General features: G+C 68.1%; 14 protein-coding genes and 1 pseudogene. 5 read left to right on the plus strand and 10 right to left on the minus strand.

The annotated features are described in order from the left end of the window. The first annotated feature begins 91 nt into the window (after nt 1-91). Entirely contained in the window at nt 92-250 is a 159-nt protein-coding gene (locus L0D17_RS12375; RefSeq protein ID WP_243095590.1) for a hypothetical protein, read from the plus strand. Here the strand turns inward: L0D17_RS12375 and L0D17_RS12380 are convergent. After that, nucleotides 247-696: a DUF2227 family putative metal-binding protein gene (locus tag L0D17_RS12380; RefSeq protein WP_243095591.1), complete on the minus strand. Its 450-nt coding sequence runs from the start codon at nt 694-696 to the stop codon at nt 247-249. The two genes, L0D17_RS12375 and L0D17_RS12380, sit on opposite strands and share 4 nt — an antisense overlap. Before the next feature lie 39 nt (nt 697-735). On the opposite strand from L0D17_RS12380, the gene L0D17_RS12385 reads away from it, so the two are divergent. Further along, nucleotides 736-879: a hypothetical protein gene (locus tag L0D17_RS12385; RefSeq protein ID WP_243095592.1), complete on the plus strand. Its 144-nt coding sequence runs from the start codon at nt 736-738 to the stop codon at nt 877-879. Nucleotides 880-1,057: 178 nt separating this feature from the next. Here L0D17_RS12385 and L0D17_RS12390 read toward each other — a convergent pair whose 3' ends face one another. The 9 genes from L0D17_RS12390 to L0D17_RS12430 form a co-directional block, all read right to left on the minus strand. Continuing rightward, entirely contained in the window at nt 1,058-1,510 is a 453-nt protein-coding gene (locus tag L0D17_RS12390; protein ID WP_243095593.1) for an ATP-binding protein, read from the minus strand. A 35-nt stretch (nt 1,511-1,545) separates the two neighbouring features. Next, entirely contained in the window at nt 1,546-2,649 is a 1,104-nt protein-coding gene (locus L0D17_RS12395) for an RNA-guided endonuclease InsQ/TnpB family protein (protein WP_243095594.1), read from the minus strand. Between the two features lie 389 nt (nt 2,650-3,038). Next, a complete protein-coding gene (locus L0D17_RS13665) occupies nt 3,039-4,106 on the minus strand; it encodes a hypothetical protein (RefSeq protein WP_279231813.1) in 1,068 nt (355 codons plus the stop codon). Between the two features lie 59 nt (nt 4,107-4,165). Then, a complete protein-coding gene (locus tag L0D17_RS12405) occupies nt 4,166-4,681 on the minus strand; it encodes a Rad52/Rad22 family DNA repair protein (protein ID WP_014632228.1) in 516 nt (171 codons plus the stop codon). A gap of 299 nt (nt 4,682-4,980) precedes the next feature. After that, nucleotides 4,981-5,190 (minus strand): hypothetical protein, encoded by a 210-nt coding sequence (locus L0D17_RS12410; protein ID WP_135260247.1) that lies wholly within the window; start codon nt 5,188-5,190, stop codon nt 4,981-4,983. A gap of 15 nt (nt 5,191-5,205) precedes the next feature. Beyond that, nucleotides 5,206-5,391 (minus strand): hypothetical protein, encoded by a 186-nt coding sequence (locus L0D17_RS12415; RefSeq protein ID WP_243095595.1) that lies wholly within the window; start codon nt 5,389-5,391, stop codon nt 5,206-5,208. Continuing rightward, nucleotides 5,385-5,534: a hypothetical protein gene (locus tag L0D17_RS12420; protein ID WP_014632227.1), complete on the minus strand. Its 150-nt coding sequence runs from the start codon at nt 5,532-5,534 to the stop codon at nt 5,385-5,387. The genes L0D17_RS12415 and L0D17_RS12420 overlap by 7 nt, the downstream gene beginning before the upstream one ends. Continuing rightward, nucleotides 5,531-5,698 carry a hypothetical protein gene (locus L0D17_RS12425; protein ID WP_167817027.1) on the minus strand — a complete coding sequence of 56 codons (168 nt, stop codon included), beginning with the start codon at nt 5,696-5,698 and terminating at the stop codon, nt 5,531-5,533. Before L0D17_RS12425 ends, L0D17_RS12420 begins: the two co-directional genes overlap by 4 nt. Nucleotides 5,699-5,757: 59 nt before the next feature. Then, nucleotides 5,758-6,054, minus strand: a complete 297-nt coding sequence (locus tag L0D17_RS12430; protein ID WP_243095596.1) for an SWIM zinc finger family protein — start codon at nt 6,052-6,054, stop codon at nt 5,758-5,760. 164 nt (nt 6,055-6,218) lie between these two features. On the opposite strand from L0D17_RS12430, the gene L0D17_RS12435 reads away from it, so the two are divergent. The 3 genes and pseudogenes from L0D17_RS12435 to L0D17_RS13820 all read left to right on the plus strand — a co-directional run. Continuing rightward, nucleotides 6,219-7,685 carry a hypothetical protein gene (locus L0D17_RS12435; protein WP_243095597.1) on the plus strand — a complete coding sequence of 489 codons (1,467 nt, stop codon included), beginning with the start codon at nt 6,219-6,221 and terminating at the stop codon, nt 7,683-7,685. 235 nt (nt 7,686-7,920) lie between these two features. Continuing rightward, complete coding sequence (locus tag L0D17_RS12440; RefSeq protein WP_243095599.1) at nt 7,921-9,351, plus strand: radical SAM/SPASM domain-containing protein; 1,431 nt, start codon at nt 7,921-7,923, stop codon at nt 9,349-9,351. A 189-nt stretch (nt 9,352-9,540) separates the two neighbouring features. Next, a pseudogene (locus tag L0D17_RS13820) lies at nt 9,541-9,628 on the plus strand (ABC transporter); the annotation flags it as partial.

The raw sequence follows: 9,628 nt of genomic DNA on the forward strand, positions 1-9,628 counted from the left end.
AGGCGCGGAAGTCCCTTGGGGTTATGCCCTATGGAGGTTTTGACGTGTACATAGCTTCCTCCCTTTCCTCCGGAAACCCTACCCCAAGGGGGTGGTCTACCTGGACGCCCCTTACCTCCTGGTAGGAGGGGAGAGGGTGGTGCCGGAGCCCATCCCTCACCCGAAGGGAAAGCGCTCCGTTCCCTTCGCCCACCTGGTGGGGGTCCTCCCCCTGGAGGACCTCCTCCTGGTGAACCCCGAAGACCTTTAGATGACCCGCACAGGCTCCCGGTCCTGCACCAGGTGGGCCCACTGGGACACCAGGTAGCCCAGGACTGGGGGCCAGGCCTCCCTCGCCAGCCGGGGGAGGTCCTTCGCCACCTCCACGAGGTCCACCCCGAAGAGGGCAAGGACCGAGGCGGCCAGCAGGGCCAGGTAGGCCAAGCGGGAGAGGGGACCGTAGACCCAGGAGTGGCTGGCCCCCCGGTGGGGGTGGAGGAGCCGATAGGGGGCCCAAAGGGCGCTTAGAGGCCCCCACCTGCGGCTTGGGCGGCTTTCGGGCAGGTCGATGTCCGGGGAGAGAAAGAGGGTTCCCACAAACCCGCCGGCCAGGTACCCCACCGCCGCCTCGAGGGGGGCGCTGGCGGAGAGGGCCACCGCCGGGGCAGTAAAGCCCAGGAACAGGGTGGTCAGCCGTTCGTGGCTCCTGCCATCCATACCCCTAGGATAGGGGCATCATAGAGGAGGAGGTGTACCATGCAGTGTGCCGTGGATCTCCTCTGGTTTCTCGGGGTTATGAACTTTTCCTTCGCCCTCGGCGGGGCGGTGAGCCTCTTCCTGAGGAAGCTCTTCAAGGAGAAGGGGGTGGCGCGGGCTGAGCTCGCCCTGGGGACCGCCTGAAAACCCATCAGGAGAGGGGACCCTGGCGGGGAGGAGAACCTCCCCGCTCGTCCTTTACCGGAGGACTACCTCTCTCCGCCTCCGGTCCGGTCCCCGCACCTCCACGGCCCGCTCCACCCGGGAGAGAAGGGCCTCGGCGTTCTCCCCAAGCCGCCTCGCCGCCTCCTCGGGGGCCCAGTTACCAGTTAGAGGTGAGGAGAAGGTCTAGGTCCTCGCGGTGGGCCGCCTCCACCAGGCCGAAGAGGACCTCGGCGGCGAAGGGGGTGAGCCGGGCCTTGCCCAGGTCGTCCAGGACCAGGACGTCCACCTGGTCCAGAAGCCTCGGGGCCTCGGGGTCTTGGGCCTCGAGGCGGGCCCGCTCGTAGAACTCCCACTCGGAGAGAAAGAGGGCCCGCTTCCCCTCCTGGGCCTTGCCCCAGGCCGCCCGCACCGCCAGGTGGGTCTTGCCCGTTCCCGGGGGGCCGAAGAGGTAGAGCACGCCCCCTTCCCTCTGCCACCCCACCACGGCCTCGAGGACCTCCCGCCTCCCCTCCCAGGGCCTCTCCAGGTAGCCCCGGTAGGCGGGGGGGAGGCTTTCCCGGTAGACCCGGCTCCAATACCACCGCCGCCAGACCCTCCCCACCTCCGCCATGTACCGCTCCGGCTCCCGGTGACGACTCCCCGTTCTTAAGAACGGGGCTTCTCGGGTCTCATGGGACGGCCCGTGCCGTACCCATCCCCGAAGGCTCCGTCCAAGCCCAACGCCAGAATGACCTTCGCGGCAGCCACGTCCCTGTCCAACACACACCCGCACTCGCAAGAATGGATGCGCTCGGACAGTTCCTTCTTCTTGACGCTGCCGCATTCGGGGCAAATCTGGCTTGTATGATGTGGCTTTACAGCCACTACTCTCCGCCCGGCGCTCGCAGCCTTGGCGGAGAGGATGCTGATGAAGGACGACCAGCCCGCGTCCAGCACGCCCTTGGATAACCGGGTGCGGGCCAGGCCGGAGGTGTTCAAGTCTTCGTGGACGATGGTTCCGTATCGGTTGACGAGTTCTCGGGCCAGCTTGTGGTGGAAGTCCTTGCGCTGGTTGGCTACTTTGCGGTGCTGCCGGGCCAGGCGCATTTTGAGCTTCCTGTGTCGGTGGGAACCGCGCCTTTTCCTGGATAGAGCCCGCTGAGTGCGGGCCAGTTTGGCCTCGGCCTTGCGGTACGCCCTGGGAGGGGCAAAGGTCTCCCCATCCGAGGTCGCCACAAAGTGGGAAAGTCCCAGGTCTATGCCCACCGCTTTCTCCGATGGGGGTAAGGGCTGGGCCTGCACCTCGCAGACGTACACCGCGTACCAGCATCCGGCGGAGCGCTTGATGGTGAAGGTCTTGGGCACCCCCTCCAGGGGGCGGTGCTGCTTCATCCGCACGTGGCCCACCCCCGGAACCTTGACCTTGCCGTTGCCCAGGGGCTTGCCCGGCCCGACCCAGTTCCCATCCCGCCACACCTGGGGGAAGGTGAAGCTTTTCCACCAGCCCCGCCCCCGGAAGCGCGGGTATCCCGCCTTCTCCCCCCGCTTTACGCGGGAGAAGAAGCCCTGGAAAGCCCGGTCAAGCCGCTTCAGGGTCTCCTGCAAGACCTGGGCGTACACCTCCCGGTACTCCGGCCTCACCGCCTTGACCTCGCCCAAGAGCCGCATCTGCTCGTACAGCGTGACCGACTTCCCGGCCTTTTTCCAGGCCTCACGGCGCTCCTGTAAAGCGGCGTTGTACAGTTCCCTCGTCAGGTCCAGGATATGCACCAGGGCGGCTTCCTGGGCTCTTGTGGGGTACAGGCGGTATACAAAAGCTTTTTTGTGGGTGGTATGCTCTATATGCGTCGCCTCCTATCCAGGTGATGCCGGGCTCGGGGTGTTGCCGCACCGCCGGGCCGTTTCTGTTCCCAGCATACAACCCCTGCGGGGTTGGTGGCTCAGCCCGAAGGGCTAGCGGGATAGGGGTCCATGTACCCCCGCATTGAAGATGCGGGGCACTATAGCCCCTTCCACACCATCCCCTTCCCTGTAGCCGGGCGAGGACGAGCGCCTCCGCCTTCCTGCCCTCTCTGCCCGAGAGGAGCTCCTGGAGGAGGCGGCTCCCCAGGAAGGGAAGGCCGAAGAAGGCCTCTTCCAGGAGCCCCCGGACTACCCGGTTAGCCCTGGCCTCCGGTGTTTTGGGGAGGCAGGAGTCCGGCGATGAGGGCGTAGAAGCGCCCATCCCTCACCTCCACCAGGGGCGCCCTGGGGCCGGGGTAGAGGGCGAGGTCGGCCTCCTCCCCCTCCACCTCCTCCAGGGCCTCCTTCAGGAAGCGCCCGTCCACCGTCACCTCGCCGTCCCCTTCCCCGGGCAGGACCTCCTCGGAGACGGGGGCCCACGCCTCGTCCAGGGCCTGCACCCGCACCTCGCCCCCGCCCGCCTGAAGGCGCACGGGGTGGTTCTGGGGGGCGGCCACCACCAGGGCCCGCTTCAGCGCCTCGAGGAGGTTCTTCCTTTCCGCCCCGATCCGGCCCACGGGGGGCACCTGGGGAAGGACGCCCCGGTAGGGAGGAAAGCCTCCGTCCGCGAGGGGCAGGCCCGCCCGCCCGTCCCGGCCCACGGCCACCAGGGCCCTCCCGTCCCAGGCCAGGCGGAAGGACACCTCCCCCTCCAGGCCCTTCAGGGCCTCCTCCGCCTGCGCCGGGAGGGGATAGGCCCCTTCCCGGAAGACCTCGGCCCTCACGGTGTAGAGGTGCAGGCGGTACCCGTCCGTGGCCGCCACCCGCACCCGGGGCTCCTCCACCTCCACCAGGACCTTGGCCTGGTGGCTGGTGAGGCGCCTGCCCAGGGCGAGGGCGCTCCTCAGGGCCTTCAGGAAGTCTTCCCCGGCTCGGAAGATCTCCTCCCCCTCCTCCTCCAGGACGGCCAGGGAGAAGGGAGGAGCGGTGTGGAGCTCCGCCCGGAGGGGGCCTCCCCGCACCAGGAGCCGCCCCTCCAGGAGGGCCACCTCCACCTCCCCCTCCACCTCCTCCAGGAGCCCCAGGAGGGGCCTGCGGGGGAGGGCCACGGGGGGGAAGCTTCCCTCCCCCACCCGGACCTCCACCTCCACCCCGCCGGGGCCCGTGGACCACACCCTCGCCCCGTCAAAGCTCACGTAGTCCGGGCCGTACCGGGGAGGGGTCAAGCGCTTCAGCGCCTCCTTGAGCCTCGAGGCTTCTACCTTGGTCCTCTCTGCCGTGAGCATCCTCCACCTCCAAAGGGAGACCGAGGGGTGGGCCCTCCCACCCCCCGGCCCTCCCTCGCCTACCGCTTCACCGTCTCCCCGTTGGCGTTGAGCCGCACCACCTCAGGGAGGGGCTTCCCCGCCGCCACCGCGTCCGGGAGGCCCTTCAACCTCTCCAGGACCTTGAAGGGGATGTAGCGGTGCTCCCCTTCAATCACCACCCGGGGGTAGCGGTAGAGCTCCCTGCCGATGCCCCACGCCACCGCCGCCCGCTTGAGCGCCCCGGAGATGCCCCCCTTGAAGGGCTCCATGTCCGTGGCCCCGGAGCCGTCCTGCTTCTCCACCCACTCCCCGGTCTCGGGGTTCTTGATGGCGATGCTGGCGATGACCCCGTGCTCGTCCCCCACCTGGGCCGGGGTGTAGCGCACCTGCCACCCGAAGGGCCCGAAGGCCTCATCCAGGCGGGCCATCACCGCCCGGGCGTCGATGAAGGGGGCGATGGTGGTCTGCCCGTTCTTGGTGCTGATCACCTTCCACTCGATCTCCTCCGCCGTGAGGGGCCGGGTGAGCCTGGCAATCGCTTCCGCTACCGTCATCCTTCACCTCCTTCGCTTCCTTCCGGGGGGGCTTTGGCCCCCCAAGCCCTTCGTCCGTCTTAGCTACACGGGAGGGGGAGGAGGGGGTGAGCGTGTAGCTAAGACAACCCCCTCCTTCCCCGGGCTTCCTACCTCGGCCCTTTCAGGGGGCCTCCTCCCTGTAGATCAGGTAGAGGGCGAGGGCCACGGTCAGGGCCAGGGCTTCCACGGCGAGGACGGCGAAGTCCAGGACAGCCAGGACGACTTGAAGGACTTCCATAGGCCTCTCCGTCTGGGGGGGCTTCAGCCCCCCAGGCCCTCTACTTCTGCCGGAGGGGGATCATCCCCTTCTTGAGGACGAGCTCCACCATCAAGGCCTCGAGGGCCCCCCTGGCCTCCTCCGGCGTGGGGAAGTCCACCCGCACCGCGCCGTGGTCCAGGAGAAAGACCAGGGCGCTCCCCTCGAGGCGCACCTCCACCACCCGCTCCAGGTTCAGGAGCTTGCTCTGGCTCTTCAGGTACAAAAACACCGCTCCACCTCCCGCTCATTCCCGTGGGGTCTCTGCCCCCTGGCTCTCCTCCCCAAAGAGGTCCCGGAGCCACCGGTAGCGCTCGGGGTCTTCCTCTCCGGGCCTGGCCACGAGGCCCGTCTCCTCGAGGAGCCCCACCAGGAGAACGAGGGCGAGGAAGGGGCCCACCAGAAGGCCGAGGAGCAGAAGGAGCTCTACCACGGCCTCCTCCCCTTCAGGGCTCGCCTCGCCCGCCGTTCCCGCCGCTCCCGGGGGAAGGCCCCGGGGTGGAAGGGCGCCCGGAAGGACCGATCTTTGCGGATGGCCTCGAGGGCCAGGACCTGAAGCCTGGCGCGAAGGCTCATGCCGCCCTCCTCAAGTAGGCGAGGACGAAGGCCCCCTGGACGAAGAGCAGGACCGGGACGCCCCAGGCCAGGGGCGAAGGGGCCCCCTCCTGCCACCGAAGGACGAGCCAGCAAGCGGCCAGAATGTTCCCCAAACCCGCCAAGTGCCCGACAAACCTCCACATGCTTCCCTCCAAACGAAGACGAGGGGCGGGTCTTCCCCGCCCCCCTGCCCTTCTTCCGCCTAGGCCACCGGGCGCTCCGCCGCCCGCGTCTCCACCTGAGCCCTCCGCTTCTCCCGGAGCCAGAGGGAGAGGACCACGGCCACCTGGTGCTTGCAGGGCCGGGTCTTCCCCTGGGCGTAGGCCGGGCAGGTGCAGGTCTCGGCCTCGAGGTCCACGAGGTAGCGCTTCCCCGGCTGGCTCTCGCTCTCCACCACGAAGAGCCCCTCCATCCCCGCCACGGGGTGGACCTTCCCGAGGAGCGCCTTGGCCTTCTCCAGCTTGCCCAGGGTCTGGAAGAGCCTTTCCTTTAGAGGCATCGTCTACCTCCTTCGCCGCTTCCCGTGGGGCCGCTAGGCCCCCAGGCCCTCGGTCTTAGACACATGAGAGGGGTCAAAGAGGGAATGCAGTCAAGACACCACCGAGGAAGGCCCAGGGTGCCCACCGCAGGGCCAGGTGGACGGCAAACGAGTAGACTGGCCCCATGGAACCCCACCCCCTCCGCCTCCTGGAGGAGGGCAGGGACCGGGAGGCGGAAGCCCTCCTCCAAACCCCCCAAGAAGGCCTCCTGGAGGCCGAGCGCCTGGCCCTCCTGGGCTTTCTTGAGGGGCGGAAGGGGGACCTTCGGGCCTACCGCACCCTGGCCCTGGAGGCCGCCCGAAGGGCCCAGACCCCCTTCACCCTCTACCACCTGGGCCTGGCCCTACCCCCAAAGGCGGGGGCCCTGGCCCTGGAGGAGGCCCTCCACCGCTTCGGGGGGGACGCCAAGGGGGAGGCCCGGCTCCACCTGGCCTTGGCCATCGCCCTGGAGCGCCTGGGCCGGCCCGAGGCCCTGGCCCACGCCGCCCTCGCCCGCCTCAAGGACCCCTCCCCCTGGACCATCCTGCACCACCTGCGCCTGGAGCTCCTCTTCGGCACGAAGCCCCTCCCGGAGGTCCTGGAGGAGGCGGAGCCCTTCCTGCCCCACCCCTTCCCCGGGGTGCGCCTCCTCGCGGGGCACACCCTGGCCCTGACTCACCTCCTCCGGGGAAGCCCAAAGCGGGCCAAAAACCTCCTCCGGGGCCTCCTCTCCCTCCTGGAGCCGCAAAGCCTCGCGAGCTTCCTCGTCCTCGGGGCCCTGGCCCTGGACCCCCCAGAGGTCCGGCTCCTCCTGGAAGGGGCTAAGGCCTTCCTCCCCCGGGAGGGCTGGCCCTGGGGGTTTTACCTCCTGGCCCGGGGGCTTGGGGAGGGGGATGAGGCCCACCTCCTCGCCGCCCACGGCCTCCTGCGGGAGGACGGGGCGCTCTACGCCCTCCTGGCCGAGGCCCGCCTGAAGGCGCTCGGGATGGAGGTGGAGGCCCCCCTGGCCCCGGGGCTCGCCCCCGCTCTCCGCCCGGAGGCCCGGGCCCTCCTTTTGGGAGAGGCCGGAACCCCTCTCCTTCGCTTCCTCGGGGGAGGCCCCCTCCCCTCCCTGGGCCCCAGGGGCACCGAGGCCCTGGCCCTCCTCCTTGCCCACGAGGCAGGCCTTTCGGGAGAGGCCCTGGGGGAGACGCTTTACGGGGAGCCCAACCCGGGGGCCCTAAAGGCCCTCCTCCACCGCCTGCGGGAGAAGGGCTTCCGCATCTCCTGTCCCCCTTACCGCTTGGAAAACCCTCCCCCCTCGGACCTCGGAGCCTTCCTTAAGGCCCTCTCCCGGGGGGACCTGGAGGGGGCCCTGGCCCTCTACCAAGGCCCCCTCCTCCCCTGGAGCCAGGCCCCGGGGGTGGAGGAACTCCGCCTGGAGCTGGAGGAGACCCTGAAGCAGGCGGTGCTGGCCCAAGGGGACACGGAAAGCCTCTTCCTCCTGGCCGAGCGCCTGAAAGAGGACCTGGAGGTCTGGGAGGCCCTCCTGGAGAGGCTACCCCCCGAGGACCCCCGCCGCCTCATCGCCCGGGCCCGGGTGGCGAGGCTCCGCCGGGAGTACGGGGTGTGAGGCCGGGGGAAAGCAGTCGGGGCGCCAGCAGGCCAAAGCGGGCCCGGAGGGCCGGGCCAGGAGGAGGAGCCAGGCCAAGAGGAGGAGCCAAAGGACTTTGCCCCTCATGCCCCCAGGGTGCCACGGGAAGGGTTACGCGGAAGGGGTTCCATAGCTGGCCTCCCGCGTAACCTCGCGTAACCTCCCCCCTGCTACCCTGAGGCCAGCCTGAGGATAGCCGAGAGGGGTGAAAGCCATGCAAGACGGGATGTTGCAGCTACCCGTGGTGAACCTCCAGGAACCCGCCCAGGCACCAACCCGGGGAGGGATGAACTACAAACCAAGCCGCTTCAACCACTTCCACACCCTGCCCACGGGCGAGAAGCTCGCCTTCAACTCCCTCTCCGGTGGCCTGGCCGTCTTGGATTCAGAAGGATGGGCGCGCTACACGGCCCTGGTCAAGGGGGAGCCCTTGGACCCCAAGAACCCTGTAGACCAGGGGCTCGTGGAAGGCCGCTTCGTCGTTCTCGAGAACTTTGACGAGCTGGCCTACCTTAAGACCCTCCACCTGCGGCAGCGCTACACCACGGAAGCCTGGAGCCTAACGATCTGTCCCACCATAGACTGCAACTTCGGCTGCGACTACTGTTTCCAGCGGCACCGGGTGAGCCGCATGACCGAAGCGGTTCAGGCCAAGCTTCTTGAGGTCTTCGCTCAAAAAGCCCCCCGCCTCAGCAAGTTCTTCGTCACCTGGTTTGGCGGTGAGCCCACCCTGGCCTGGGATGTTGTTCAGAAGCTATCCCAAGGATTCATGGAGATGGCCGAGAGGAACCGCGTGGAGTACAGCGCGAGCCTCATCACGAACGGCTACCTCCTGGACGAAGGGAAGGTGGCGGACATGGTCCGTTACCGCATTCACCTGGTCCAGATCACCCTGGACGGGGACGCTCCCTACCACGACCAGCGCCGCCACCTCCTTACCGGGGAGGGGAGCTTTGAGCGCATCCTGGCCAACCTGCGCCTCTTCCTCGGGAAACCTGTCTTCGTCCACATCCGGGTCAACGTGGACGTCCGGAACCGCGAGGGTGTGCCCGCCCTCTTGAAGCGTCTGGCCGAGGAAGGGCTGGCCCACCAGGAGAACCTGCGGGTCTACTTTGCCCCCGTAACCTCCACCGCCCCGCCCAGCCACGGGGTCAAGGGGTTCTGCTTTACCCGCAAGGACTTCGCCCGGATTGAGCCGGAGTACTTCACCCTTGCGGAAAGCCTAGGCCTGGCCACCCTTCCCTACCCCTCCCTTCAGCTTGGAGGGTGCGTGGCTGCCCATCCGGAGGGCTTCGTGGTGGAGCCCGACAGCACCCTGCAGAAGTGTTGGGACACAGTGGGGCAGCCCGAGTTCGCCGTGGGCAACCTCCTGGAATACGATCCCCTGCAACTTGCGGAGAACCCCGTTTACCAGCGCTGGATGTCCTGGGACCCCTTCTCCGAAGAGCTCGCCTGCTCCCGTTGCACCTGGCTTCCTGCGTGCATGGGGGGGTGCCCCTTGAAGGTGGTCTTCCCCGAGGCCATGCCTGAGGGGAAGGTGGAGCTGGAGTGCACCACCTTCAAGTGGAACTGGAAGCGTACCTTTACTTTGCTAGCCGAACGTGCAGGCGAGGCAGAGCCGGCACCTCGCCCCTGCACGGGCTAGGGAAAGGAGGTGAGGAGGATGCGGTGGATTGTCAGGCCTTCTCGCGTGCAACCCTTAGGAGACCCGGGTTGCGGCGGTAGGCGTCCGTGTCCAACAAAAAACCCGCCGGTGCTAACATAAATAGGTAGGCTGAGTAGAAGGCAGTGAGGGGGAATCCCCAATCTGCCTTCTTATCTTCGAGGAAGCGTTGTGTTTTGGCAACTCTGGAGCGAGTTTCTCTTAGAGTGGAACCTGACCAGGCGCTACTGGTTTGACACCCTGGCGGGGCTTCTGGCCT

It is taken from the genome of Thermus thalpophilus (assembly GCF_022760915.1).
Lineage (GTDB): Bacteria > Deinococcota > Deinococci > Deinococcales > Thermaceae > Thermus > Thermus thalpophilus.

What these genes read in the sequence shown, in the direction of transcription:
- L0D17_RS12380 (WP_243095591.1), bottom strand. Translation starts at nt 696, where the DNA reads ATGGATGGCAGGAGCCACGAACGGCTGACCACCCTGTTCCTGGGCTTT.
- L0D17_RS12385 (WP_243095592.1), top strand. Translation starts at nt 736, where the DNA reads ATGCAGTGTGCCGTGGATCTCCTCTGGTTTCTCGGGGTTATGAACTTT.
- L0D17_RS12390 (WP_243095593.1), bottom strand. Translation starts at nt 1,510, where the DNA reads ATGGCGGAGGTGGGGAGGGTCTGGCGGCGGTGGTATTGGAGCCGGGTC.
- L0D17_RS13665 (WP_279231813.1), bottom strand. Translation starts at nt 4,106, where the DNA reads ATGCTCACGGCAGAGAGGACCAAGGTAGAAGCCTCGAGGCTCAAGGAG.
- L0D17_RS12405 (WP_014632228.1), bottom strand. Translation starts at nt 4,681, where the DNA reads ATGACGGTAGCGGAAGCGATTGCCAGGCTCACCCGGCCCCTCACGGCG.
- L0D17_RS12420 (WP_014632227.1), bottom strand. Translation starts at nt 5,534, where the DNA reads ATGAGCCTTCGCGCCAGGCTTCAGGTCCTGGCCCTCGAGGCCATCCGC.
- L0D17_RS12425 (WP_167817027.1), bottom strand. Translation starts at nt 5,698, where the DNA reads ATGTGGAGGTTTGTCGGGCACTTGGCGGGTTTGGGGAACATTCTGGCC.
- L0D17_RS12430 (WP_243095596.1), bottom strand. Translation starts at nt 6,054, where the DNA reads ATGCCTCTAAAGGAAAGGCTCTTCCAGACCCTGGGCAAGCTGGAGAAG.
- L0D17_RS12435 (WP_243095597.1), top strand. Translation starts at nt 6,219, where the DNA reads ATGGAACCCCACCCCCTCCGCCTCCTGGAGGAGGGCAGGGACCGGGAG.
- L0D17_RS12440 (WP_243095599.1), top strand. Translation starts at nt 7,921, where the DNA reads ATGCAAGACGGGATGTTGCAGCTACCCGTGGTGAACCTCCAGGAACCC.